Genomic DNA, 23,911 nt, shown 5'->3' on the forward strand with positions numbered 1-23,911 from the left:
GCGCGTTCGATTCGCCACCCCGCGCCTCGGCGGGCGAGATCAACGCGCGTTCGATTGACCCCCACATAGGGGGCGAATCCAACGCGCGTTCGATTCGCCACCCCGCGCCTCGGCGGGCGAGATCAACGCGCGTTCGATCGACCCCCACATAGGGGGCGAAATCAACGCGCGTTCGATTCGTACCCCGCGGCGCCCGCGCGACGCTCGGCGCCGGTGGGCGACGACATGGCGATGCGGGGCCGCCCCGGACCTTAATGCCGTAACCCCGATCGGCTTTTGCTACATTCGCTCCCATGGAGCCCAGTTCCGCCCCGACAGACGCGCCGACGAAGACCGGCGGCCGCGGATCGCTCGCGAGCCCGGAGCGCCACGACGTGCCCGGGCACGTCATCCCGATCATCGAGCGCGAGTTCGACGACTTCGACACCGAGGCGACGAAGTTCCTCGAGGGGCAGACCCCCGAGGACCAGTTCATCGGCTTCCGCCTCAAGCAGGGCGTCTACGGGCAGCGCCAGCCCGATGTCCAGATGTGCCGGATCAAGCTGCCGTGGGGCGGCGTCAACCCCGAGCAGATGGACATGTTCGCCCATGTCGTCGAGAAGTACGCGCCCCTGGACAAGGGCCACATCACGACGCGGCAGAACGTCCAGATCCATCACATCCCGCTCAAGCAGATGGCCGAGCTCATCCGCGAGGCGAGCGCCGTCGGGCTCTCGTCGCGCGAGGGCTGCGGGAACACCGTCCGCAACGTGACGGGCGACCCCTGGGCCGGCGTCGCCGTCGGGGAGGTCTTCGACACGACGCCGTACGCCGGCGCCTACGTCCGCTACTTCGTGCGCCACCCCACGACGCAGCTCATGCCGCGCAAGGTGAAGACGGCCTTCGAGGGCACTCCGGACGAGGACCGCTCGATCACCGGGATCCACGACATCGCGTTCCTCGCGCGCATCAGGGACGGGGTCAAGGGCTTCGAGGTCCGCGTCGGCGGCGGCACGTCGATCATGCCCCGGGTCGCCCCGACGGTCTGGGAGTTCGCGTCGGCCGACGACGGCGAGTACCTGCGGGTCGCCGAGGCGATCTTCCGCATCTACGACCGCCAGGACTGGCTGCGCGTCAACCGCGCCCGGGCGCGCCTCAAGGTCCTCGTCGACCGCGACGGCCCCGAGGCGATCCGCGCGCTCATCGAGGAGGAGCTGCAGGGCGACTGGGTCGCCGAGCGCGACTTCTCGATCGACGAGAAGCTGTTCCTCGTCGACGAGGAGGAGCTCGCGCCGGAGGCCCCCCGGTCCTCCGCCTCGCCGAACCAGGTAGGAGGTCGCGGAAACGGAAGTGTGAGCGACCTTGGCGACAGCGCGGACTTCGACCGCTTCCGCGAGTACAACGTCCAGGCCCAGAAGCAGGCCGGCTTCAGCACCGTCGAGGTGAAGATCACTCGCGGGGACCTCGAGCCGGCCCAGTTCCGCGGTCTCGCGGACATCATGCGCCGCTACACCGGCGGCCTCGCCCGCACGACCGTCCAGCAGAACCTCGTGCTGCGCTGGGTCCGCGACGAGTCGGTGTACGACGTGTGGCAGGAGCTGAAGGCCCTCGGCCTCGGCGACCCCGGCGTGCGCACGATCGACGACGTCGTGAGCTGCCCGGGGACCGACTCCTGCAAGCTCGGCATCACGAGCTCGATGGGCCTCAACCGCGCCGTCCAGGCGAAGGTCCTCGACCTCAAGATCGCGGACCCGCTGACCCGCGACATCAAGATCAAGATGTCGGGCTGCCCGAACGGCTGCAGCCAGCACCACATCGCGAACATCGGGTTCTACGGCGCGTCCATCAAGGTCGGTGAGCACACGATCCCCGCCTACGTCGCGCACATCGCCGGCAGCTTCGAGAAGGGCGACGTGAGCTACGGCACGCGGCTCAAGGTGCGGCTCCCCGCCAAGCGCGTGCCCGACGCGGTCGAGCGCTGGCTGACGATGTACGAGGCCGAGCGCACCGACGGTGAGCCCTTCAACGCCTACGCCGAGCGCGTCGGCACGAAGCGCTTCGAGGACGAGGTGAAGGACCTCGCCATGCCGGTCGAGTTCGGCCTGGAGACCATGAGCATGTTCATGGACTGGACGAAGAACCAGCCGTTCCAGGTCGTCCGGGGCGAGGGCGAGTGCGCGGTCTGACGGAGACGCTCAGCGAGGCCGTCGGCGCCCACGGCGGCGACGGCCTCGTCCTCCTCTGCTCGTTCCAGAAGGAGGAGTCGGTCATCGTCGACGAGCTCGACCGGCTCGGCGCGCTGCACCGCGTCCGCGTCGTGACGATCGACACCGGCGTCCTCTTCCCGGAGACGCTCGCGACCTGGCGCGCCTTCGAGGAGCGCTGGGACCTGAAGGTCGAGGTCGAGGACGCGTCGAACCGCGCCGGCGTGCCGTGGAGCGGGCCGCAGCACTGCTGCGGCCCGGAGAAGGTCGCTGCGCTCGAGCGGGCCCTCGGCGGCGCGAAGGCGTGGATCACCGGCATCCGGCGCGAGCAGGCGCCGACACGGGCGAGCGCCCAGCTCGTCGAGGCCGACGAGAAGCGCGGCGGGATCCCGAAGTTCAACCCGCTCGCAGCGTGGACCGAGAAGGACCTGTGGCGACGGATCCACGAGCGCTCGATCCCGTACCACCCCCTCCACGACCGCGACTACTCGTCGATCGGCTGCGCTCCCTGCACGAACCCGGGCAGCGGTCGCGAAGGCCGCTGGGCGGGGACCGACAAGACGGAGTGCGGCCTCCACGTGTGAGTCGCTGACCGTGCTCGGCATCGACATCCTCATCGTCGCGTTCGGCCTCGGGGTCGGCGTGCTCGTCGGCCTCACGGGCATCGGCGGCGGCGCACTCATGACGCCGCTGCTCGTCCTCTTCGGCGGGATCAGCCCCGTCGTCGCCATCGGCACCGACCTCGCCTACGGCGCGGTGACGAAGACCGTCGGCGGCTGGAAGCACCTGCGCTCGGGGCTCGTCGACCTCGGCGTCTCCAAGTGGCTCGCGGTCGGCTCGATCCCCGGGTCGCTCCTCGGCGTCTACGCGGTCGACCGGCTCCACGCGCGGTACGGCGACGGCATCGACGACGTGCTCCTCATCGCGATCGCGATCGCGCTCGTCATCGTCGCGGTGACGGTGCTCACGCGGGCGCTCTTCATGCCGAAGCTCGCCGAGCGTGAGCGCGAGTCCGTCGCCCTCACGCAGCGCACGAAGTCCGGAGCGATCGCGATCGGCTTCTCGCTCGGCGCGGTCGTCGGCCTCACGTCGGTCGGCTCCGGCGCCCTCATCGGGCTCGCCCTCATCCTCATCTTCCGCCTCACGCCACACCGCGTCGTCGGCACGGACGTCTTCCACGCGGCGATCCTCCTCTGGGTCGCCGCGATCGCCCACGGGATCGGCGGCAACGTCGACCTCCTCCTGATGACGAACATCCTCATCGGCTCCCTGCCCGGGGTCTGGATCGGGACGGCGCTCCTCACGCGCGTCCCGGCCCACGGCCTGCGCCCGGTCCTCGGCTGCGTCCTCCTCGCGAGCGCGCTCGGGGTCTCGACGAAGGCCGGCCTCGAGCTGCCGGCGTGGGCCATCCTCGTCCCGCCGCTCGCCGTCGGCGCGTTCGCCTTCCTCCTCCACCGGTCGCGCGTCGCGCGCGGCCTCGTCCCCGCCCCCCAGCCCGCCTCGGAGGCCGCACCCGCATGAGCATCCCGACGCAGTCCCGTGCACTCACCCACATCGAGGCCCTCGAGGCCGAGGCGATCCACGTCATGCGCGAGGTCGCGGCGGAGCTCGAGAACCCCGTGCTCCTCTTCAGCGGGGGCAAGGACTCGATCGTCCTCCTGCGCCTCGCCGAGAAGGCGTTCCGGCCCGGCCGCTTCCCCTTCCCGCTCATGCACGTCGACACGGGGCACAACTTCCCCGAGGTCATCGACTTCCGCGACCGGCGCGTCGAGGAGCTCGGCGAGCGTCTCATCGTCGCGAGCGTGCAGGAGTCGATCGACAAGGGGCGGGCACACGAGCAGACCGGCCCCCGCGCGTCGCGCAACCAGCTCCAGACGGTGACGCTGCTCGACGCGATCGAGGAGCACGGCTTCGACGCCGCGTTCGGCGGCGCCCGCCGCGACGAGGAGCGCGCCCGCGCGAAGGAGCGCATCTTCAGCTTCCGCGACGACTTCGGCGGCTGGGACCCGAAGCGCCAGCGGCCCGAGCTGTGGAACCTCTACAACGGCCGCATCCGCAAGGGCGAGAACGTGCGCGTCTTCCCGCTCTCGAACTGGACCGAGCTCGACGTGTGGGAGTACATCGCGCGCGAGCGCCTCGAGGTCCCGTCGATCTACTTCGCGCACGAGCGCGAGGTGTTCCGCCGCGACGGGATGCTCTACGCGACGAGCGATTTCGTCGAGCTCATGGACGGCGAGGAGCCGTTCAGGGCCTCCGTCCGCTACCGGACGGTCGGCGACATGAGCTGCACGGGCGCGGTCGAGTCGACCGCGACCGCCCTCGACGACGTCGTCGCCGAGATCGCCTCGACGCGGATCACCGAGCGCGGCGAGACGCGCGCCGACGACCGCGCGTCGGAGGCGGCGATGGAAGACCGCAAGATCGCCGGCTACTTCTAGGACCCAGACGGAGGAAACGACGTGACGATGACCTCGCCGACGCCGCACGACGCGACCGACCTCGCGTCCGCCGGCCTCCTGCGACTCGCGACCGCCGGCTCGGTCGACGACGGCAAGTCGACCCTCATCGGGCGGCTCCTCGTGGACTCGAAGGCCGTCCTCGCCGACCAGCTCGAGCACGTCGAGGAGGTCTCGCGCAAGCGCGGCTCCGACGTCCCCGACCTCTCGCTCCTCACCGACGGCCTGCGCGCCGAGCGCGAGCAGGGCATCACGATCGACGTCGCCTACCGCTACTTCGCGACCGCGCGCCGGACGTTCATCCTCGCCGACACGCCGGGTCACGTGCAGTACACGCGCAACATGGTGACCGGCGCCTCGACGGCCGACCTCGCGATCGTCCTCATCGACGCGCGCAAGGGCGTCCTCGAGCAGACGAAGCGCCACGCCTCGGTCGCGGCGCTGCTCGGCATCCCGCACCTCGTCGTCGCGGTGAACAAGATGGACCTCGTCGACTGGGACGAGGCGCGGTTCGACGCGATCTGCCGCGAGTTCACCGAGCTGACCGCACGGCTGCGCGGCGTCGAGGAGACGGCGTTCATCCCGATGAGCGCCCTCCACGGCGACAACGTCGTCGACCGCTCCGCGAACACGCCGTGGTACGGCGGCGTCCCGCTCCTCGAGCACCTCGAGACGGTGGAGGTCGGCGGCGTGCCGCCCGTCGAGGCGGGCCGCTTCCCCGTCCAGTGGGTCATCCGGGACGGCAGCCAGGACTACCGCGGCTACGCGGGGCAGGTCGCCGGCGGCGTCTTCCGCGCCGGCGACGAGGTCGTCGTCCTCCCGAGCCGCCAGCGCTCGACCGTCGCCGCGGTCGAGACGTTCGACGGCCCGCTCGACGAGGCGGTCGCGCCCATGAGCGTGACGCTCCGGCTCGCCGACGAGCGCGACGTCTCGCGCGGCGACGTCATCGTCCACGCCGAGGGCGAGGGCGATGTGCGCGTCACGCGCGAGATCGAGGCGGAGGTGTGCTGGATGGCCGAGACGCCGCTGCGCCCGGGCGGGCGCTACGCGCTCAAGCACACGACCGCGAGCGTCCGCGCGATCGTCGACGCCGTCGATGCGGTCCTCGACGTCGAGACGCTCGACTCGCGGCCGACGGGCGGCGACGGCCCGCCGGCGGAGCTCGGCCTCAACGACATCGGCCGGGTGCGGCTGCGCGTGAGCCGCGAGCTCGTCGTCGACGCCTACGCCGCGAACCGCGCGACCGGCGCGTTCATCCTCATCGACGAGGCGACGAACGACACGGTCGGCGCGGGGATGGTGCGGTAGCGCGGCCGGAGCCGGCGAGAACTCGGAGCGGCGGGAGCACACGGGCGTCGCGGTCTCACCGGATGTCGCGCCTCACCCTGCGCGGGCCGGGTGTAGTGTCGCCATGTGAGACCGCAGACGTGCCCGCGGTGCGGAGCCGCGACGCAAGGGCGGCAGTTCTGTCCCGGGTGCGGGGTGAACCTCGCGCTCGAGTCACCCCCCTCGGCGGCCCACCCTTCCGCTGCTCCTCCTGCTCCCGACAACGAGCCGCCGCCCCCTCGCGGTCGCTCGCGAGCGACCGCGGTCGTCGCTGTCATCGCCGCGATCGCACTCGTCGGCGGAGTCGTCACAGCCGTCTTGGTGCTCGGGAGCGACGACGAGGAGCCGGTCCTCGCGGACGGCCCGACATCCGTCACCCTCACCAGAACGCAGACCGTCACAACCTCATCCCCCTCGGCGGCGACGGCGACGGCGGGGGGATCGGATGACGCGCCGACCCCAGCGTCGTCACCCAGCGCTCTCGCAGGGGCGGATTACTGGAACTCGACGGTGCCCGCGGGATGGACGGAGACGGCGAGCACTCACCTCAACGCGGGCCTCCACCGCGTCGTGCTGCGCGGGGACGGCCGCGAGACGATCTGGGTCGATGCCACGCCGTTCGAGCCACCCGCGTTCGACACGTCCTCCGTGACGGTGTGGGAGGACGATCTGAGCACGGGCTTCCGCACGCTGCGCTTCACCGCAGCTCGGCCAGACTTCTGCGCACCCGGTTCGTGCACGCTCGTTCAACGACACGAGGGGGGCGGCGGCGTCGCCGTCCTCGGAGGCCCGACCCCCGCGGCCCGCTCCGCCGCGAAGCACATCGCCCGGACCATGGACATCAGCCTCGGCGGCTGACCGATGCAGAGCAGTCACGGCATGTCGTGCCCCAGCTGCGGGTCGCCACGGGCGCGGGGCAGGTACTGCGGGCGGTGCGGGCAGCCGCTCTCGAGTCCGATCGCCCCCGCTCCCGGTCTCGCCGCTCCGCCTCGGCCCGAGGGACAGACGCGACCTCGCCGACGACTCGGGCCCCTTCATTCCGCCGCGCTCCTCATCGCTCCAGTCGCGACCGCGCTCCTCCTCGCCTCCACCTTCGCACCCTGGATCCGGATCACACACGAGGACGAGTTCGAGACCGACGAGGCGAAGTTCTCGCTCTGGGAAACATCGAGCGCGGTCGACATCCTCCTCACCATCGCGGCCGCCACGGTCATCGTCCTCGTCCCGCTCATCGCGGCGCTCGGACGACGGGTGACGCTCAGCGTCCTCCTCCTCGTGGCGACAGGGATCCTCGTCAGCGTCGCACCCGCGGCACTCGAAAGCATCCTGATCGGCTCGAACGACTCGTTCCAGGCATTCGTCGCGGAGGAGCTCCACGAACGGCGTTTCGACGGGTCGGCCTCGGTCGAGAGCCTCGTCGGACCGGTCCTCGCGCTCGCCGGGTGCCTCGCCGCGGCGATCGCGGGAGCGTACGTCGTTGCGGGTGACGCCCGGGTTCCGCGGTCGTCCCGCGTGCGGGTGACCACCGCACGCATCGGCTACGCCTCTCTCCTGGTCACCGTCATCCTCGCACCGCTCGCGTCGCTCCTCATCGAGGGCGAGGGTCGCGACTGGGAGACATCAGACGCGACGGGAGCCGTAGCGCTCGCGATCGTCGCCGGCGCGCTGGCCTGCGCGGTTGCAGGCCTCATCGCGCCACACCTGCGCGCGCTCGCAGCCGCCGCCTGCCTCTTCGGCGCGGCACTCACCGGCGTCACGCTCAGCTGGTCCCTGGAGAAGCTGTCGACCAATGTCACAGCCGACGCCCTCGTCGCCCTCGCGGTGGCGAGCCCAGCGGGCGCGGCCGCGGTGACCCTCATCGCCGTGGGCGCATACCCGCGCCCTGAATCGTTTCCCCCAGACCCACGAGGAAAGCATGCAACGTGACGAGTTCGTCTGCCCGCGCTGCGGCTCCACCGCAGGCGGCGACCGCTTCTGCACCGAGTGCGGCCTGGATCTCGCCAGCCAGTACCAGCTCCCGCGCCGCTGGGAATGGGAGCAGCGGCAAGAGAGCCAGGGAGCGGCAGCGCCGGAGCGCGGGCCCACGCCTCCCATGGCCACACCGCCCTCCGAGGCTGTCCCCCGGACCCGACGCGGGTTCGGCGGCCTCGCCCTCGCGGGGCTCATCACGGCCCCGATCGCGGCCGCCCTCTTCCTCGTCGCCTCGTTCCTGCCGTGGCTCGGTGTCGACGGCAACGACGACACCGAGAACTACTGGCAGCTCGCGTCCGCGGACGACATCCTCTCCGCGATCGTGGCCGCGGCCGTCGTCGGCCTGGTCATCGCCGCGGCCATCGTCGGCCGGCGAGCGGCCTTCTCCGCAGGGCTTCTCGGCGGAGCGGCTGCGTTCGTCGCGCTCGGACTCGTGAGTGCCATCGAGTTCCTCGTCATCGGAGCCAACGACCTAGTCTCCTTCGCGGAGGTCGAACCACGCGTCGGCGCGGGCCTCGGCGTCGGGGCAGGCGCCGTGGCCGTTGCCGCATGCACCGTCATCTGCCTCGGCGACCTCCTCGATCGACACGCGTACCGGCCGGACCGTGTCCTCATCACCCGGATCGGCCTGATCCTGCTCGCCGTCGGCGGGGCTCTCGCGCCGGTCTGGCTCTTCATCCCCAGCAACGACTTCAGTCAATGGGAGACGCAGGTGGTCGCGGACATCCTCGTGACGGTGACCGGCGTGACCCTCGTCGCCGTCGCGCTCGTCGCGCTCCTGCGACGGCACCCTGCGCCGCTGTGCATGCCCGCATCTGCGCTCGGTGCCGTCATCGGCATGTACGCGCTGATGGAATCCATCGACGGGCTCGCACGCGACAGCAGCGCTCCGGCGTTCGTCGGCGTTCTGGTGCTCGGACCCCTGTGCATCGCCGGCTTCGTCCTCGTCGCGATCGGCGCCCACCCGCGTCCCGAAGGGGCAGGAGCGTCAGATACAGAGGCTGCACGCGACCACCGCTAGTGATGCAGCCGTCGAATGTGCGCGGCGAATCGTGCTTTCAGGCACTATCTGTCATGAAGGGTCCAGCACGCCGACGGCGTGAGAGGTGAACAGCGGGAGGCAGGACGTGAGTAGCACGAACTGCGAGAAGTGCGGCCAGCAGCTCCCCGAGGGAGCTCGGTTCTGTGGAGGCTGCGGCGCCGCAGTCCCTTCCTCCTCGGACGACGTCGCAGACGGCGCCACCCGCGAGCATCCTTCTCCTGGGATCGCGTCGACCTTCGGGGAACGCGAGAAGCCGCGGGCAGCGCCCTCGACCGCGAGCACCCCGGACACGCCGCCCGCCCAAGGCCCGTCCACCGACGTCGAGGACGAACACGCGGCGGCGTCGGGGCGCGGTGTCCGCCTCGCACTCCTCACCCTCGTCGCTCTGCTGGTCGCCGGCGGCTCGGCTGCGGCGATCGTGACACTCGTCGACCGCGGACCGAGCGACACCACGGTCGCGCTCAACCATGCGGAGGCCGACACGCGCGCCCTGTCGCGGCTCGTCGACGAGTTCGGCGACGCCGAGCGTGTCGACGACCTCGTCGACATCGGCGAGGCCGCCGCGGAGGTGCTTCCGGCGCTCCGGGAGTCCCGACGGGAGCTCGAAGGCCTCGAGGAGGAGCGGGTCCAGCGCATCGCCGTCAGCGCGAACACCCACATCACGAGGATCGTCACGGGGTGGAAGGAGCTCACCACGCTCGACGAGAAGGACCTCATGCCGTGGACTCAGGAGGCCGACGGCATTCTCACCGCGAGCAACGCGCTGCGTGACGGTGCGGCCGCCGAGGTAGACACCCTCGCGCGGACGAGCGAACGTGCGCCGGTCGACATCCCGCACGAAGCGGTTCGAGAAGCGACGCTGGGAGCGGCGCGGTACCTCCGTGACGCGCACGAGGCGCTCGAGGACTGGCGCGCCGACCGGCGGCGCTACCGCCGCGAGACGACGGAGGCGCGGAACGCGGCAGCGTCGTACCGGGACCAGGTGGAGGCGCTGCTGACCCGTTATGACGGGACACGCGACGACATGCAGCGCTACATCGATGCGGCGAAGGACAACAACGAGAGAATCGTGGACTTCGCCGCCGAGATGGAGGCCAGCCGCGCGGAGCGCGCGGACATCCGCGGCCGACTCGTCGCGCTCTCAACGATCGCGCCTCGACGCGTGCGCTCCGAGCACCAGGACCTCGTCGCCCTCCTCGACGAGGCGCTCACCGCGATCGAGACGGCGATCGACCTCGCCGACTCGATCTCTCTGCTGCGCGATCTCGGTGACTACGAGACGAGCGGATTCGAGCTGACGGAGTACGACACCTTCCAGGAGATCAGCGACTCGATCACCGAGCGATTCGGGCCAGTGATGAGCAGCTGGAGGAGCGCGATCGGCGCCTACATCCAGGACCTCGGGAAGAATCCTCCAGAGAGGCCGGTGGTGTGAGCAGCCTCGGAGTCCCCTCACAGCACCGGCGAGAACTCAAATCGTGACCCAAGAGGGCACGATCGGAGTTCTCGGGTGCTCAGGCGGCGCCTATGCTCAGCGGATCGGCGGCTCCGTCGACACGGTCGTCGTCGTCTCGTCCATGAGCGTCTTGCCCGCGTAGGCGATGCCCGCGGAGGCGATGAGCCCGATGAAGACGCCGATCGAGCGGCCGCTGTCGACGCCGGTTCCCGAGAGGTCGGGCACCGGCGTGTCGATCAGTCGGTAGAGGACGAGGAGCGTCGCGAGCCCGCCCGCGCCGAGGAGGAGCTGCCACGCGGGCACGGGCAGCGCGGCGGCGCGGTTCTGCGCCGTCGCGACGGTGACGCCGATCGCGATCGCCGCGGCGAGGAAGAGGAGGATGTCGATGAAGCCGAACGCCTCCCAGGCGCTCGCGCTCTCGGAGACCTCGATGCCGAGGCCCTCGGCCGAGACCGAGTACCACGGGAGGAAGAGCGAGATGAGCAGGACGATGCCTGCACCACCTGCGATCTTCATCGGCGTGCTGAGCTGCTGAAGGTCCATGGGTCCTCCGTAGAAGTGGGGTCGGGCGCGACCCTACCGCCTCATCCGGCGCGCTTCGATACGTGGTCCGCCGAGTGCACGGGCGGGCGCCGATCGGCGCCGCCCGAGCGCCTGGAACGTCGATCAGCACCCCCTGAGCCGTCGCACGTCGATCCCCACCCCGTGGAGGGCGCGCAGATCGACGTTCGTTGCGGCCAGGGGTGCAGATCGACGTTCGTGGCGGCCGCCCGCGGCTCTGGGGCGGCGGCGGGGCTCAGACGACGTCGAGGAACACGACCTGGAGGTTGCGATCGAGCACGACGCGGGTGCGGTCGCCGTCCTCCTCGACGATGATCGTCCAGCGGTCGTTCGTGAGGCCGTCGTCGTCGTCGTCGACGCGCCCGTCGTCGTCCATGTCGAAGTCGATCGCGACGACGCGCCCGCCGCCCGCCTCGCGGACCGCGCGCTCCACGGCACGTTCCCGCTCACCTTCGGGAGCGAGGCGGACCTCCTCGCCCACGCGCACGCCCGTGTCGACCGTCGGCCCGTCGGGCCCGACGGTGTCCTCGACGGTCGGCCCGGACACCGTGGGGACCGACGCGAGATCGTCGTCGTCACACGCCGCGAGGCCGGCCGCGAGCGCGACCGATGCGAGGGCGATGGGGACTGCTCGTCGGGCTCTCGTCGTCATCACCTCTTCCCATCCCCGCTTTCGTGCGGTTCGATGCCTCGGCGGGCCGCCGCGCGCGCGGGGGGTTGAGTAGCCTTTCGCGCCTCATGTTCAGCAAGATCCTGGTCGCCAACAGGGGCGAGATCGCCCTCCGTGTCATCCGCGCCTGCAAGGAGATGGGCATCGCGTCCGTCGCCGTGTACTCCGAGGCCGACCGGGACGCCCTCCACGTGAAGGCCGCCGACGAGGCGTACCTCCTCGGGCCCGCGGTCGCCTCCGAGAGCTACCTCAAGGTCGAGAAGATCATCGAGGTGTGCAAGGAGTCGGGCGCCGAGGCCGTCCATCCCGGCTACGGCTTCCTCGCCGAGAACGCCCCGTTCGCCCGCGCGTGCGACGAGAACGACATCGTCTTCATCGGCCCGCCCGCCTCGGCGATCGACGCGATGGGCTCGAAGACGAAGGCCCGCGAGCTCATGCAGAACGCGGGCGTGCCGATCGTCCCCGGCACGACCGACCCGGTCGACACCGTCGACGACGCGATGAAGATCGCGAAGGACCAGATCGGCTTCCCGGTCGCCGTCAAGGCCGCCGGCGGCGGTGGCGGCAAGGGCTTCCGCGTCGCCCTCACCGAGGACGAGCTCCAGGGCGCCTTCGAGGGCGCGAGCCGCGAGGGCGAGAAGTTCTTCAGCGACCCCACCGTCTACCTCGAGCGCTACCTGCCGAACCCGCGGCACGTCGAGGTCCAGATCATCGCCGACCGCCACGGCAACGTCATCCACCTCGGCGAGCGCGACTGCTCGATCCAGCGCCGGCACCAGAAGGTCATCGAGGAGGCCCCGGCCCCCGAGTGGATCGTCGACGAGGAGACCCGCGAGCGCATCGGCAAGATCGGCGTCGACGCCGCGAAGGCGGTCGACTACGTCGGCGCGGGGACCGTCGAGGGCCTCTTCTCGTCGGACACGAACGAGTACTTCTTCCTCGAGATGAACACCCGCGTCCAGGTCGAGCACTGCGTCACCGAGATGGTGACCGGCATCGACATCGTGAAGGAGGGCATCCGCGCCGCCGCCGGCGAGAAGCTCTCCTACGCGCAGGAGGACGTCGAGATCCGCGGCCACGCGATCGAGTGCCGCATCAACGCCGAGAACGCGGCGATGAACTTCGCCCCGGCGCCGGGCAAGATCGGCGACTACAAGGAGCCGGCGGGTCCGGGCGTCCGCGTCGACTCGGGCGTCGGCGCCTACGGCGAGGTGTCCCCGACCTACGACCCGATGGTCGCGAAGCTCATCGTGTGGGACGCCGACCGCGAGCAGGCGACGACGCGCATGCTCCGCGCGCTCGACGAGTACCTCATCGAGGGCCTCACGACCCTCATCCCCTTCCACAAGGCCCTCCTCAAGACCGAGGAGTGGGCGAAGGGCTCCACCTGCAAGGAGCTCATGGAAGACAAGGAGTGGCTGAAGTCGACCGCGCAGGAGACCCAGCTCGGCCTCGCGGGGCCGCTCCCGCCCGCCGACGACGACGAGGAGAAGGTCGAGCACTCCTACGCCGTCGAGGTGAGCGGCAAGCGCTTCGACGTCACCGTCATCGGCCCGCCCCCGGTCGCCGGCGTCGTCGCGGCCGGCGCGGCCGGCGGCGCCGCCCCGAAGAAGAAGCGCGAGGCCCGCGCGTCCTCGGGCGGCGGAGGCGGCGGCGACCGTCTCGACTCCCCGATGCAGGGGAACATGTGGAAGATCGTCGTCGAGAAGGGCGCGGCGGTCGAGGAGGGCCAGCTCATCTGCATCATCGAGGCGATGAAGATGGAGAACGAGATCGTGGCCCACAAGTCGGGCATCCTCGCCGAGCTCCACATCAACGAGGGCGACCCGATCAGCACCGGCGCCCCGATCGCGACGATCGCCGACGCGGCGGAGTAGCGCCCGCCGACGAGGAGCCTGCCGTCCGCGTGACCGACCCCCGCATCCGCCTCGCGGACGAGCGGGACGCCGAGTCCGCAGCGGCGCTCCTCGTCGCCTTCCGCGACCACCTCGGCCTCTCCTGGCCGTCGGACAACGCGTTCCTCGCGGGCGTCGAGCGGCTCCTCGGCGAGCGCGACACCGACGTCCTCCTCGCCTCCCCCGGCCCCGACGGGCCTCCGGCGGCCGTCGCCGTCCTGCGCTACCGGCACGGGATCTGGCGGGCGGGGACGGACTGCCTCCTCGAGGACCTCTTCGTCCGCGAGGAGGCTCGCGGACGGGGCCTCGGCCGTGCCCTCACGGAGGCGGCGATCGCGCGGGCGCGCGAACGCGGGGCGCGCCGCGTCGAGCTCGACGCGAACGAGCGCAACGCCGCGGCGCTCGCCCTCTACCACTCGCTCGGGTTCAGCGAGACCGACAACTCCTCCGGAGGCCGGGACCTCTACCTCCGGCTCCACCTCGACGCCGGGCCCGACGCCTGACCTCAGGCGCTTGGGGCGCGGCGACCGGCTCGATAATCTCCGGGCGCGGATGTCCGGCCCGCACGACACAGGCGAGGTCCCGCCACTCGAGGAGTCGCTCGCGCGTCTCGCCTCGCTCCAGGAGCGGGCCGACGAGCTCGCGCGCCGTGCTCCCTCCGCCGAGGACGCCGGCGCCCCTCCCGCCCGCCTCGCCGACGAGGTCGCGGCGGCTCGCGCCGCTCTCGAGCGGCTGCGGGACGAGGCGGACAGGGAGCGGGCCGAGCGGGACGGGGCCGTGCGGACGCTCGAGGCGCGCGTCGACGCCCTGTCCGCCGACCTCGAGCGCTCGTCGCTGCGCATCGCCGCCCTCGAGGAGCGGCTCGGGGACACGCTCGCCGACGTCGCGCGCGCGACCGCGTCCGGGCCCGCCGCGAGCGCCGAGGCCCCGCCCGCGGACGCTTCCGCGCCGCCCGAGGTCGAGGCGTCCCTCGACGAGCTCGTCGCGCGGATCGAGCGCCTCAAGCGCACGATGCGCAGCGCCGACTGAGCCCGCGCGGGTCCGCGCTCAGCCGTCGCCACGCGCCGACACGCCCGGGATGCCGGAGTCCTCGCCGACGCGCGGCGGGGTCGTGGGCGTCGTCGGCGTCTCGCGCACTCCGCTGTCCGCCTCCGCCTCGCGCTCCTCGGCCTCGATCTCGGCCTCGACCGACCCGTCCTCGGCGGTCGTCGTCGGCGGCAGGCTCTCCTGCTCGGTGCCGACGACCTCGTCGGCCTCGGGCCGCTCGCCGCGGATGGTCGTGAGCGCATCCGACAGCTGCTGGTCGGTGATCGGGACGAGCCGGCCCTCCGTCGCGATCGTCCGCGACTCCTGGAGGAGCTGGTCGAGGACGTCGACGACGGCGGCGCGACGCAGCGCGCGATCGGTCGTGATGACGAAGAACCGCCGCGTCAGCGGGTAGACGCCGGTCGTGATCGTCGTCTGCGCCGGGAAGACGCAGCCCGGACCGGAGTAGATGCGGTTGCCCTCGGCGTCGGTCGCCGGGAGGCTCTCGATGCCGGTGAGCGGCGTCTCCGGGTCGATGCCGGAGACCGTCCCCGCCTCGGCTCCCCTCGCCTCGCCCTCCCGTGTCTGCTCGCTGTTCGCGAGGACCTCGCGGGCGAGTCGCCGCTGGTCGGCCGGCCGCAGATCGCCGAAGCGGACGGGCTGCCCGCTGCGCGTCGCCGGGACGCCGAAGTCGATCTCGAGCGGGCGGAGCTGCTCCTCGAACAGCTCGTAGTAGCTGAAGCGGAACGTCCCGACCGCTCCGGGCCGATCGGCCTTCTCGAGCTGCTCCGCGCGGTAGCGCCGGACGAGCGCGTCGATCCGGCGGTCGTACGCGGCGTTCGCACGGTCGCGCGCGCGGCGCTTCGCGCGCTCGACCCGAAGGCGGTTGCGCTCGGCGAGCGCCGCGGCGTCCACGGTGATCTGCAGCTTGCGGTTGCGCGCGTTCTCCTTCGCGATGAGCGCGAGCACCCGCCGGTCCGCACGCGCCTCGGCGGCGTTGATCGCGCGCCGGCGTGCGGCGAGCGTGCGCTCGACGAGCCGCTCGCGGTACCGCCGCACGCGGGCGAGGGCCTCTTCCCGGCGCGTCCGGTTCGTCACCTCGCGCCGCAGGCGCGGGTCGCTCGTCCGCGCGATGTAGTCGGACCGGACGTCCGCGAGCGTGGGGTTCGCGCGGTTGAGGACGATCCGCCCGAAGGCCTCGAAGGTCGCCGATCCCTCCTCGCGGCCGGCGGGCCGGATCGGCAGGTCGTCGAAGCCGAGCTGGGACCAGTTCGTGAAGCTCGAGCCCGCCCGGTACAGGGCGTTCGCCTGCGCGACGGTGATGCAGTCCCCGCCGACGTCGCTGGCGTTCTTCGTCGCGAGGACGATCGCGTCCGAGGCGAGCTGAAGCGGCTCGACGATGACGAGACCGCGGCTGCGGCACGCCTCGACGACCTCCTGCGAGGGCACGGTCGTCACCTCGATCGCGTCGACCTGGCCGCGGCAGAGCCGCTCGTACGCCCGCTCCTCGGTCGAGGAGACGAGCTCCACGCGGGCGTCCGTCCGAAGGCCCGCGGTGTTCCCGCGGACGAGCGAGCCGTCGCCGATCGTGTCGATCGCGACCGTGTCGGCCGGCCGCGTCGGGAGCCTCGCCTGGAGGAGCTCCATGCGCTCGGCGACGGCCTCGGGGTCCTCGGAGGCCGCTGTGCTCGAGGCGGGAACGGGTGTCCTGCTCGGAGGCGGGGCCTCGCTCTTCTCGACCCCGCACCCCGTCGCCAGCAGGGCGACGAGGAGGGCCAGGGGCGCGGCGGCGGCCGCGGGAGGTCGGAGCTTCATCGGGCGCCTCCGGTCGTCGGCGAGGCGCTGCGGGCCACGACGGCCCGGCGGGTCTCGACGGTCTCGAGCGACGGGAACTTGAGGATCTCGCCGCGAACCTGCACGACCTCGAAGTCGGACACCCGCAGGCCCTCGACCTCGTTGCCGCGCAGCAGCGGCGTCGCGACGAAGCCCGTCGCTTCGCGCTCCTGGCGGGTGAGCGGCTCGCTGTCGGCGCCGAGGAGCTCGCCGTCGTCCCCGCGCAGCGGCGCCGACCAGTCGACGTTCTGCTGCGCGTAGAGCGTCGGGACCCTCGCGCGGTCGACGACGATCGCGCCGTAGCGCTTCAGCGCGGTGATGATCGCGCGCGTCGCGCGCTCGTTCGTCCTCTGCGGGTAGCGGTAGGTCTTGCAGAGGTCGTCGCGCCGTGAGCGGTCGATCTCGCCGTCGTCGAGGAAGACGACGCCGTAGGCCGGGTCCTCGCAGCGAGGGTCGCGCCGGCGCTGCAGCGAGTCGAACGTCACCGAGTCCTTGAGCCGGACCCGCGCCCCCTCCGGGATGGAGACGAGCCGGCCGACGCCGTCGGTCGAGGACGCGGGCTGGACGTAGTTGCGCTGCGACGGGCCCGGGAGCGAGAGCGCGAGCGCGTGCTCGATGCGGCCCGCGCGGATCTCCTCGGGGCCGATGAGGCCGGCGAAGAGCGGGAGGCCGGAACCGCGGGCGGACACGCTGTCGGGCTCCTGGAAGCCGGGGCCGTCGAGATACCAGCGGCGCATGAACTGGTAGCTGATGACGTTGCGGTCGCCCCCGCGGCGCGCGCGCCAGAGGTCGTAGGCGACGCGCTCGTCGCGGTCGAGCACGGTGAGCCAGCCGTCGTAGCCGGGATCCGGCTGGGCATCCGGCGGGACGACGAGCTCGTCGACGCGCGCGCCGTCGCCGCAGTACGGGGCGAGCTGCCGGCAGACGACGCGCGTGCGCACGCCGCCGCGCCCGTCGACGACGGGGACCGTCCAGCTCCGGGTGTTGATGTAGAGGCCGGCCGTGATGCGCCGCGGCTCGACGCGCGGCTCCCGGCCCGCCTCCTCGACGACGCCGCGCCGGATCTGCGCCTCCTCGATCCAGCGGTCCGACCGCCGGTCGACCGGGTCGCCGCTCACGAGCGTGTTCCACGGAGAGTCGGCCGCGAAGGGGCGGAAGACGCCGTCCGAGGACGAGACGCCCGCGGCGGCGGCTCCGCCGGCCGGCGCGCCCTCGACGGTCTCGCCGTCCTCCGCGGTCCGGCCCGACGCGACCGTGGGCGAGCCCGGCCCGGAGGCGAGCTTCTGGCCTCCCGCGTCGTGAGGGGACGTCGTCCGCGTCCTCGTCGTCGCCGACGCGGACGCCGACGCCGTCTCCGTCGTGGTCGTCGTGGCCGTCTCCTCCGAGGAGTCGTCGTCGCAGCCCCAGGCGAACAGCGCCAGCCCGAGCGCCGCGAGGACGGCGACGATGCGCAGGGCCCTCATCCGTCGCCCTCCGCGTCCCGCTCCAGCGACAGCGGCTCGGCGACGTGCCCCCGCAGCGAAGGGGGGACGCCGAGCGGGTCCTCCTCCCGGTCGCCTGCCGACTCCTCGCCGGTCACCTCGGGCGCCGGCCCGAGGCGCGGCATGTCGATCGCCGGGGCGGCCCCTTCCGAGGCGGCCGCCTCGGCCGCGGCGCCGAGCGCCGCGACGAGCTCGTCGAGCTGGTCCTTCACCGAGATCGCGCGCGCGAGCCGCTCGTCGAGGTCCGCCGCGTGCTCGGTGATCGCCGCGGCGATCTGCTCGAGCCGCTCGACCCTCGCGCGTGCGAACGCGTCGACGCGGTCCCGGCTCTTCGCGAGATAGGCCTCGACCTCCGCGGTCGCCTCCGCGCGCAGCCTCGCGGCCTCCTCCTCCGCGTCGGCGACGACCTCGGTCGCCCGCCGCGCGGCGTCGTCCTCGATCTCGGCCGCGCGGGCCGAGGCGCGATCCTCGGCCTCGCGGAGGATCGCGTCGACGCGCTCCTGGACGACGAGCACGATCTCGCCTCCGTCTTCGCGCGTCCCGCCGGTGTCGCCGGGCATCGTCATGGCGTCTCGTCCTCCTGCGTCGGGGCGGCTGCGGCGGGCTCTCGCGGTGCGACCCGCGAGAGGACGTAGCGGTCGGTCCGCGAGACGACCGTGAAGCCGGGGACCGTCCCGCTCGCGAGGGCGGGGTACTCGTCGCGGATGAGGTCGGACTGGTTGTCGCCCGCCGTCGTGAGGAAGTAGCGGACCTCGCCCCACGGGTCGTCGCGGACGTCGAGGAACGCCGAGTCGCCCTCGTCGACGCGGTCGAAGAAGAGCTCGGGCTTGCCGTTGAGGAGGATGACCGCGAAGGTCTGCGCGTTGTCGGTGAGGATGCTCCCCGGCTCGGTGACGTTCTCGTCGATGAAGTTCGCCATCTGCAGCTCGGACTCGATGCCGACCGTGTAGCCGCCCCGCGAGGACGTCCCCTCCTGGTCGTCGCCGCTCTCGATCGCCCGGGTCCACGCCTGCTCGAGCGACTGGTACGGGTAGTCCTTCATCCCGTTCCAGGCCGTGAAGAGGCCGATGAGCAGGACGAGCGCCGTCCCGGCCCAGATGAGCGTCCGCCCCGTCTCGAACATGCGGTAGACCCAGGCCGCACCGACGAAGGCCGTGATGACGATCGGCATGCCGTCGCGGAGGGTGAGGAACGCCGGCTCGTCCTCGATGAGGGCATGGGCGCCGAGGGTGGCGGCGCCGAGCAGGGTGAACAGCGCGAGCCAGACCGCCATGTCGTTGCGGCGGGCCGCGGCGGCGAACACCAGCGCGGGCACGACGACGAACGCGAGCGGCGCGATCGCGAGGGTGAGCTCGAGGAGCCGGCTCGTCACGTCGCCGAAGGAGAGGTCGCTCGCCGTCTCGACGCCGCTGGCGTTCGCCGCCTGCTGCGACGTCGCCGTGTCGGTGAGCCACTCCAGCGGCTCGCCGACGATGAGCCAGTTGAAGAGGATCCAGAGGGAGAGCACGTAGACGATCGGCGCGGCGTAGGCGATGATCGAGCCCTCGATCTCCGCGCCGGAGGCGCGGCGGCGGGCGAGCGCGACGCCGACGAGGATCGCGATGAGCAGCGCCCAGCCGATGAACGCGTACCGGGAGAGGACGAGGAAGGCGAGCCCGAAGCCCGCCCCGATGAGGAATCGCGGCTCGGTCGTCACGTACCAGGAGACGACGGAGTAGAGGGTGAGGGCGAGGAAGAACGCGTAGACCGCCTCGCTCATCCCGTTGCCCGCGTAGAAGACCCAGAACGGGTTGAAGGCGAAGAGGGCGAGGAGCGGGAGCCGCAGGCCGACGTTCATCTCGCAGCGCGCGAGCGTGCGGTCGAGGACGACGACGGTCGCGGCGGCGAAGGCCGCGCTCATGAGCGGCAGCGCCACGAGCGATGTCGCCACCGGCTTCACGAGCGCGAGCGGCAGGTAGACCATCGTCGTCAGCGGCGGGAAGAGGAACCCGATCGCCGCGAGCTTCGGCGGATCGTTGTGCCAGACGAGGTAGGCCCGCGTCAGCCGGTCGAGCGCGTCGAAGACGACGACGTGCTGCTCGATGACGGTCTGGTAGCCGATCGCGAAGTACGTGACGGCGAGGACGACGAACAGGGCGGCGGCGGCGAACCGGCTCGGCATCGGCGTGTGGGCGCCGACGCCGTTGGTGTCGAGCCGGGTGCCGACGCGGTGGCCGCCGGCCTCGGTCGACCGGGGAGGGGGCGGTTCGACGACCGTGCTCATCGGCGGACTCCTCCCGCGGGCGGCGCGGGTTCCGTGGGTGGCGCGGTCTCCGCGGGCGGCGCGACGGCGGCCGACGTGGTGGTGGTCGAGGGCGCCGCGGCGCGCGGGAGCTCGTGAGCCCCCGGATGCCCGTTGTCGAGGCCGTGCACGGTCTTCTCCCAGTAGAAGGGCCGGTAGAAGAGCTGGAGGAATCCCTTCCACCCGGCGATCGACATGAGACCCCAGTAGAGCGGCGAGAGGAGCGCCCACTTCGCGAGGTCGAAGTACCCGCGCTGCACCGAGCCGGCGACGTTCAGGTACATGAAGATGAAGTTCCCGACGAAGAGCATGAACGCCGCGCCGTAGAAGACGAAGCTCGGGAACAGCTCCTGGATGAAGCCCGCCTCGGTGAAGAAGAAGAGGGTCGTGAGGAGCCAGAAGATCGGGTTGAGCAGGAAGATGAACGTCCCGCCGACGACGAGCTGGAAGCTGATGAAGCTCTTGAGGCCGACCTGGCGCATCAGCGTGGCCGGATGCCGCATGTGGACGAGGTAGGTCTGGATGTAGCCCTTGATCCAGCGGGACCGCTGGCGGATCCAGTTGGCGAGGTCGGAGTTCGCCTCCTCGTACGTCGTCGAGTCGATGATCGCGGTCTTGTAGCCCGCCTTGTGCAGCCGGATGCCGAGGTCGGCGTCCTCGGTGACGTTGAACGGGTCCCAGGCGGCGAGCGCGATCAGCCGGTCGGTGACGAAGTGGTTCGAGGTGCCTCCGAGGGGGATCGGCACGTCCTGGGCGTCGAGTCCCGGGAGGAGGAGGTCGAACCACATCGAGTACTCGGTGGTGAACCAGCGCGTGAGGATGTTCTGGTCCGCGTTGAAGTAGTTGAGCTTCGCCTGGATGCAGGTGACCTTCGCGTCGGCCTTCGAGAACGCGACGACGATCTTCTTGAGCTGGTCGGGGTCCGGCCGGTCCTCGGCGTCGTAGATGACGACGTACTCGCCGTCGGCCTGGAGAAGGCCGTAGTTGCACGCCTTCGGCTTCGTCTTCGGCTGCGCGTCCGGGACCACGACGAGCTTGTAGTGCGGCGGGAGGTGCATCTCGCGGATCGCCGCCACCGTCTCCTCGTCGTCCTCCTCGCAGAGGAGCCGGACGTCGAGCTTCGTCTTCGGGTAGTCGAGCCCCTCGATGCCGGCGACGAGGCGCGGGAGGACGTTCGCCTCGCGGTAGAGGGGGACGAGGAGCGTGTAGATCGGCAGCTCGCGCTCGTCGAGACCCGCGATCTCCTCGGGCGTCACCTCGATCTCGTAGGTGTGACCGAGCGCGTTGTACGTGAGGACGAACTTGTAGAGCGACGTCGCGAGGTAGAACAGGGACGCGAGGCCGATGAGGACGATGAGCGTCGTCACCGCGTCGACGAGCAGGAAGCCGACGATGACGAGGGCGAGGAGCGCGAGAACGCCCTTCTGGCCGCCCGAGAACACCCGGTCCGCGGACTCCTCGGGGAACCGCTCCTGGAGGTCGGACCGCGCGACGGTCACGTACTCCTCGCCGTTGATGCGCTGGAGCAGCTCGTCGATCGAGTTCCTCGTGGCGAGGAAGCCGCGAAGCCGGAGGTTCGTGTGCTCCCTCAGCGCCGCGACGGTGTCGTCGTCGAGCACGTCGGAGATCGCGAGGTAGAGCGTCGTCTCGTCGACGGCGATCGGCACCGCGCGCAGATGTCGCGCGAGGGGCTCGGGGATGATCTCGAGCGCGGCGGGGTCGGGCTCGTAGTCGGAGAGGTCGACGAGCGGGAGCTGGAAGAGCTCCGAGAGGAGCGCGACGAGCTCCTGCTCGCTCACGACCCCGTTGTGGACGAGCACCTCGCCGAGACGGCTCCCGGTCCGGCGCTGCTCCTCGAGCGCCGCCGCGATCTCCTCGTCCTCCGCGATGCCGCGGGCGACGAGGAAGTCTCCGAGCCGGGTCGGGAACGCGGGGTCGGTGACGCGGCCGTTCGTCGTCTCGCCCTCCGGCCCGCCGTTGCCTCGGTCCGCCCAGCCGGCCGTCTCCGCCGTGCTGGGCCCGAACCCCGCCGGCCAGTCGGCGAACACCTCGTCGATCGCGTCGAGCAGCTCCTCCTCCGGGGCGACGACGAAGCGGACCTCGCGCCCGGTGAGCGATCGGGCGACGTCGCGGGCGACGTCGTCGGCGGGCGTCGCCGTCGCGAGCGTCACGACGCCCGACGTGTAGCTCACCGGCAGGATCGTGAAGTGCCGGCAGATCTGCTCGGAGAGCATCCTCGCGGCGAGCGGGTTGACGGTCTGGTGATCCGGCGAGTCGGCGTCGGCGGGGTCGAGCGTGACGAAGCCGAGCCCGGCGTGGGCCGCGAGCTGCCGGTAGAAGCGGCGGCCCGCGCCGCTCGGGGGCTGAGGGGCGCTCATGACGTCTCCTCTCGGTCGCCGAGCTCCGCGAGGAGACCCTCGACCTCCTCCTGAGGCGCGATGACGAGCCCGATCCGCAGCCGCGGGAAGTGGGTCGCGAGGGCGGAGAGGTCGGGGTCCGGGCGCCCGCACGCGATCTTCAGCTCGTCCCCGATGAGCGTGAGCGGGACGATGCGCTCGCGCAGCGCGAGGCCGACCGGCACGTAGTGCCAGAGGCGCGGGTCCACGGTGAAGTCGCGCAGCCCGGTGTACGGGAGGTCGTGCGCGAGCGCGATGCCGACCGCGGGGTGCATCACTGCTCCCTCCTGGCGGCCGCACGCACCGCGGCGGCCCGATCCTCGTCCTGGCGCGCGATCTCCGCGCGGCGGTGCTCGGCCTCGCGGTCGAGGCGCGCGCGGCTCATGCCCGTCGCCTCGTGCGGCGGACGGGCGTCGCCGACCGACCCCGGCGCCTGCGGCGCGCCCTGGTCCTTCGACTTGTCGGAGAGCGCGAAGGCGATCGTGAAGATCGCGAGGACCGCGAGCGGCGCGACGAGGAACGAGAGGAAGAACACCGCGAACCCGGCGAGCGCGATGAGGATGATCCCGAGGACCGCGAGCGGCTGCGAGCGGGTTCTCGTCTCAGGCGACATGAGCGGGGATCCCCTCGACGTCGACGACGAGGACGGCACCCTCGCGGCGCACCGCGACGGGGAGGCCGGCGACGCGCCGCATCTCTCCGGCGATCGCGACGGGACCCGCGAGGTCGACGCCAAGGATGGCGCGGTGTCCCTCGAACCCCTTCACGTCGACGTCGCTGACGTCGGGCAGGCTCCGGAGGGCCTGCTCGAAGCGGCCGAGGGACGCGATGTCGAGGAACGGCCCCGCGTCGAGCGTGACGGTCCCCTGCACCGCCGGGTCCTCGCCGGCGCCGAGGGGGAGCGGGAGCGAGGATCCGCGGAGCAGCGGCGATCCGCCCGCCGCCACGTCGACCGCGACCGGCGGGCGCGACGATGGGGTCGTCCCGGCCGGGGCGATGCCCGTCGCGCGGACCGCGCGCAGCATCCGGTCGTAGCCGGCGAGCAGGCCGAGCATCGTGTCCTCGATGCGGTCGCGGAACGCCTCGAGCTCCCCGAGGTCCACGGGGGCGCCGGGATCCGCCTCGTGCCGCGCGTCGGGCGCCGTCTGCGCCCGCGCCGGCGCCACCGCCTCCGGGATCTCCGTCTCCTGCGGCTCGCTGGGGCTCCGCTCGTCGCCGGCCGTCGCGATCTCGCGCTCGAGCTCGTCGAGCTTGCGCTCGAGATCGGCGAGCGCCGCGCTGATGTCGGCTCCGTGCATCTCGTCGTCCTTCCGGCCTGGCGCAGTCACGGCGAC

23 protein-coding genes and 1 pseudogene are annotated in these 23,911 nt (G+C 71.9%); 13 read left to right on the top strand and 11 right to left on the bottom strand.

From position 1 onward, the window contains the following. The first annotated feature begins 293 nt into the window (after positions 1–293). The 6 genes from ACME2J_RS05795 to ACME2J_RS05820 all read left to right on the top strand — a co-directional run bounded on the left by ACME2J_RS05795 (position 294) and on the right by ACME2J_RS05820 (position 6,823). Complete coding sequence (locus ACME2J_RS05795; RefSeq protein ID WP_495543936.1) at positions 294–2,165, top strand: nitrite/sulfite reductase; 1,872 nt, start codon at positions 294–296, stop codon at positions 2,163–2,165. Continuing rightward, entirely contained in the window at positions 2,153–2,767 is a 615-nt protein-coding gene (locus ACME2J_RS05800) for a phosphoadenylyl-sulfate reductase (protein WP_495543937.1), read from the top strand. Before ACME2J_RS05795 ends, ACME2J_RS05800 begins: the two co-directional genes overlap by 13 nt. A 10-nt stretch (positions 2,768–2,777) precedes the next feature. Continuing rightward, entirely contained in the window at positions 2,778–3,704 is a 927-nt protein-coding gene (locus tag ACME2J_RS05805; RefSeq protein ID WP_495543938.1) for a sulfite exporter TauE/SafE family protein, read from the top strand. Next, entirely contained in the window at positions 3,701–4,621 is a 921-nt protein-coding gene (cysD, locus tag ACME2J_RS05810; RefSeq protein WP_495543939.1) for a sulfate adenylyltransferase subunit CysD, read from the top strand. Before ACME2J_RS05805 ends, cysD begins: the two co-directional genes overlap by 4 nt. Before the next feature lie 27 nt (positions 4,622–4,648). Further along, the gene (locus ACME2J_RS05815) at positions 4,649–5,947 is read left to right on the top strand and encodes a sulfate adenylyltransferase subunit 1 (protein ID WP_495543940.1); all 1,299 of its coding nucleotides are present in this window, start codon (positions 4,649–4,651) and stop codon (positions 5,945–5,947) included. A 528-nt stretch (positions 5,948–6,475) separates the two neighbouring features. Then, a complete protein-coding gene (locus ACME2J_RS05820; protein ID WP_495543941.1) occupies positions 6,476–6,823 on the top strand; it encodes a hypothetical protein in 348 nt (115 codons plus the stop codon). Between the two features lie 176 nt (positions 6,824–6,999). On the opposite strand, the gene ACME2J_RS05825 is transcribed toward ACME2J_RS05820, so the two are convergent. Continuing rightward, entirely contained in the window at positions 7,000–7,179 is a 180-nt protein-coding gene (locus ACME2J_RS05825) for a hypothetical protein (protein ID WP_495543942.1), read from the bottom strand. Positions 7,180–7,216: 37 nt separating this feature from the next. Between ACME2J_RS05825 and ACME2J_RS05830 the strand changes: the two genes are divergently transcribed. The 4 genes and pseudogenes from ACME2J_RS05830 (at position 7,217) to ACME2J_RS05845 (ending at position 10,413) form a co-directional block, all read left to right on the top strand. Then, a complete protein-coding gene (locus ACME2J_RS05830) occupies positions 7,217–7,891 on the top strand; it encodes a hypothetical protein (protein WP_495543943.1) in 675 nt (224 codons plus the stop codon). After that, positions 7,881–8,957 carry a TFIIB-type zinc ribbon-containing protein gene (locus ACME2J_RS05835; RefSeq protein WP_495543944.1) on the top strand — a complete coding sequence of 359 codons (1,077 nt, stop codon included), beginning with the start codon at positions 7,881–7,883 and terminating at the stop codon, positions 8,955–8,957. The genes ACME2J_RS05830 and ACME2J_RS05835 overlap by 11 nt, the downstream gene beginning before the upstream one ends. A gap of 106 nt (positions 8,958–9,063) precedes the next feature. Continuing rightward, positions 9,064–9,138, top strand: a pseudogene (locus tag ACME2J_RS05840) (zinc-ribbon domain-containing protein); the annotation flags it as partial. A 258-nt stretch (positions 9,139–9,396) separates the two neighbouring features. Continuing rightward, positions 9,397–10,413: a hypothetical protein gene (locus ACME2J_RS05845; protein WP_495544013.1), complete on the top strand. Its 1,017-nt coding sequence runs from the start codon at positions 9,397–9,399 to the stop codon at positions 10,411–10,413. A 96-nt stretch (positions 10,414–10,509) separates the two neighbouring features. Here ACME2J_RS05845 and ACME2J_RS05850 read toward each other — a convergent pair whose 3' ends face one another. Together ACME2J_RS05850 and ACME2J_RS05855 are read right to left on the bottom strand one after the other, a co-directional pair. Further along, positions 10,510–10,977, bottom strand: coding sequence for a hypothetical protein (locus ACME2J_RS05850; protein WP_495543945.1), 468 nt, complete (start codon positions 10,975–10,977; stop codon positions 10,510–10,512). 253 nt (positions 10,978–11,230) lie between these two features. After that, positions 11,231–11,647: a hypothetical protein gene (locus tag ACME2J_RS05855; protein ID WP_495543946.1), complete on the bottom strand. Its 417-nt coding sequence runs from the start codon at positions 11,645–11,647 to the stop codon at positions 11,231–11,233. An 86-nt stretch (positions 11,648–11,733) separates the two neighbouring features. Here ACME2J_RS05855 and ACME2J_RS05860 point away from each other — a divergent pair, with 86 nt between their 5' ends. From ACME2J_RS05860 to ACME2J_RS05870, 3 genes are read left to right on the top strand one after another with little or no spacing between them, the layout of a single operon-like run. Continuing rightward, entirely contained in the window at positions 11,734–13,542 is a 1,809-nt protein-coding gene (locus tag ACME2J_RS05860; RefSeq protein WP_495543947.1) for an acetyl/propionyl/methylcrotonyl-CoA carboxylase subunit alpha, read from the top strand. A 29-nt stretch (positions 13,543–13,571) separates the two neighbouring features. Further along, entirely contained in the window at positions 13,572–14,063 is a 492-nt protein-coding gene (locus tag ACME2J_RS05865; RefSeq protein WP_495543948.1) for a GNAT family N-acetyltransferase, read from the top strand. Between the two features lie 49 nt (positions 14,064–14,112). Further along, entirely contained in the window at positions 14,113–14,589 is a 477-nt protein-coding gene (locus ACME2J_RS05870) for a hypothetical protein (protein ID WP_495543949.1), read from the top strand. 18 nt (positions 14,590–14,607) lie between these two features. Here ACME2J_RS05870 and ACME2J_RS05875 read toward each other — a convergent pair whose 3' ends face one another. The 8 genes from ACME2J_RS05875 to ACME2J_RS05910 are packed head-to-tail and all read right to left on the bottom strand — an operon-like array spanning position 14,608 to position 23,905. Continuing rightward, a complete protein-coding gene (locus ACME2J_RS05875; protein WP_495543950.1) occupies positions 14,608–16,401 on the bottom strand; it encodes a substrate-binding domain-containing protein in 1,794 nt (597 codons plus the stop codon). Further along, positions 16,398–17,882, bottom strand: coding sequence for a hypothetical protein (locus tag ACME2J_RS05880; protein ID WP_495543951.1), 1,485 nt, complete (start codon positions 17,880–17,882; stop codon positions 16,398–16,400). Before ACME2J_RS05880 ends, ACME2J_RS05875 begins: the two co-directional genes overlap by 4 nt. Then, positions 17,879–18,466, bottom strand: a complete 588-nt coding sequence (locus tag ACME2J_RS05885) for a hypothetical protein (RefSeq protein WP_495543952.1) — start codon at positions 18,464–18,466, stop codon at positions 17,879–17,881. The genes ACME2J_RS05880 and ACME2J_RS05885 overlap by 4 nt, the downstream gene beginning before the upstream one ends. After that, on the bottom strand, positions 18,463–20,163 hold the full coding sequence (locus ACME2J_RS05890; protein WP_495543953.1) for a glycosyltransferase family protein: 1,701 nt from the start codon (positions 20,161–20,163) through the stop codon (positions 18,463–18,465). The genes ACME2J_RS05885 and ACME2J_RS05890 overlap by 4 nt, the downstream gene beginning before the upstream one ends. Beyond that, positions 20,160–22,559 (bottom strand): GspE/PulE/PilB domain-containing protein, encoded by a 2,400-nt coding sequence (locus ACME2J_RS05895; protein ID WP_495543954.1) that lies wholly within the window; start codon positions 22,557–22,559, stop codon positions 20,160–20,162. Before ACME2J_RS05895 ends, ACME2J_RS05890 begins: the two co-directional genes overlap by 4 nt. Then, complete coding sequence (locus tag ACME2J_RS05900) at positions 22,556–22,852, bottom strand: GspE/PulE/PilB domain-containing protein (protein ID WP_495543955.1); 297 nt, start codon at positions 22,850–22,852, stop codon at positions 22,556–22,558. The genes ACME2J_RS05895 and ACME2J_RS05900 overlap by 4 nt, the downstream gene beginning before the upstream one ends. Beyond that, positions 22,852–23,190, bottom strand: coding sequence for a hypothetical protein (locus ACME2J_RS05905; RefSeq protein WP_495543956.1), 339 nt, complete (start codon positions 23,188–23,190; stop codon positions 22,852–22,854). Before ACME2J_RS05905 ends, ACME2J_RS05900 begins: the two co-directional genes overlap by 1 nt. Further along, positions 23,180–23,905 (bottom strand): serine/threonine-protein kinase, encoded by a 726-nt coding sequence (locus ACME2J_RS05910; protein WP_495543957.1) that lies wholly within the window; start codon positions 23,903–23,905, stop codon positions 23,180–23,182. Before ACME2J_RS05910 ends, ACME2J_RS05905 begins: the two co-directional genes overlap by 11 nt. Between the last annotated feature and the right edge of the window lie 6 nt (positions 23,906–23,911).

Source organism: Paraconexibacter sp., from assembly GCF_059438195.1.

Coding starts and splice junctions, on each gene's coding strand:
- ACME2J_RS05855 (WP_495543946.1), bottom strand. CDS start 11,647: ATGACGACGAGAGCCCGACGAGCAGTCCCCATCGCCCTCGCATCGGTC.
- ACME2J_RS05900 (WP_495543955.1), bottom strand. CDS start 22,852: ATGCACCCCGCGGTCGGCATCGCGCTCGCGCACGACCTCCCGTACACC.
- ACME2J_RS05850 (WP_495543945.1), bottom strand. CDS start 10,977: ATGGACCTTCAGCAGCTCAGCACGCCGATGAAGATCGCAGGTGGTGCA.
- ACME2J_RS05890 (WP_495543953.1), bottom strand. CDS start 20,163: ATGAGCACGGTCGTCGAACCGCCCCCTCCCCGGTCGACCGAGGCCGGC.
- ACME2J_RS05815 (WP_495543940.1), top strand. CDS start 4,649: ATGACCTCGCCGACGCCGCACGACGCGACCGACCTCGCGTCCGCCGGC.
- ACME2J_RS05895 (WP_495543954.1), bottom strand. CDS start 22,559: ATGAGCGCCCCTCAGCCCCCGAGCGGCGCGGGCCGCCGCTTCTACCGG.
- ACME2J_RS05905 (WP_495543956.1), bottom strand. CDS start 23,190: ATGTCGCCTGAGACGAGAACCCGCTCGCAGCCGCTCGCGGTCCTCGGG.
- ACME2J_RS05880 (WP_495543951.1), bottom strand. CDS start 17,882: ATGAGGGCCCTGCGCATCGTCGCCGTCCTCGCGGCGCTCGGGCTGGCG.
- ACME2J_RS05860 (WP_495543947.1), top strand. CDS start 11,734: ATGTTCAGCAAGATCCTGGTCGCCAACAGGGGCGAGATCGCCCTCCGT.
- ACME2J_RS05870 (WP_495543949.1), top strand. CDS start 14,113: ATGTCCGGCCCGCACGACACAGGCGAGGTCCCGCCACTCGAGGAGTCG.
- ACME2J_RS05835 (WP_495543944.1), top strand. CDS start 7,881: ATGCAACGTGACGAGTTCGTCTGCCCGCGCTGCGGCTCCACCGCAGGC.
- cysD (WP_495543939.1), top strand. CDS start 3,701: ATGAGCATCCCGACGCAGTCCCGTGCACTCACCCACATCGAGGCCCTC.
- ACME2J_RS05825 (WP_495543942.1), bottom strand. CDS start 7,179: ATGACCGTGGCGGCCGCGATGGTGAGGAGGATGTCGACCGCGCTCGAT.
- ACME2J_RS05875 (WP_495543950.1), bottom strand. CDS start 16,401: ATGAAGCTCCGACCTCCCGCGGCCGCCGCCGCGCCCCTGGCCCTCCTC.
- ACME2J_RS05795 (WP_495543936.1), top strand. CDS start 294: ATGGAGCCCAGTTCCGCCCCGACAGACGCGCCGACGAAGACCGGCGGC.
- ACME2J_RS05885 (WP_495543952.1), bottom strand. CDS start 18,466: ATGACGATGCCCGGCGACACCGGCGGGACGCGCGAAGACGGAGGCGAG.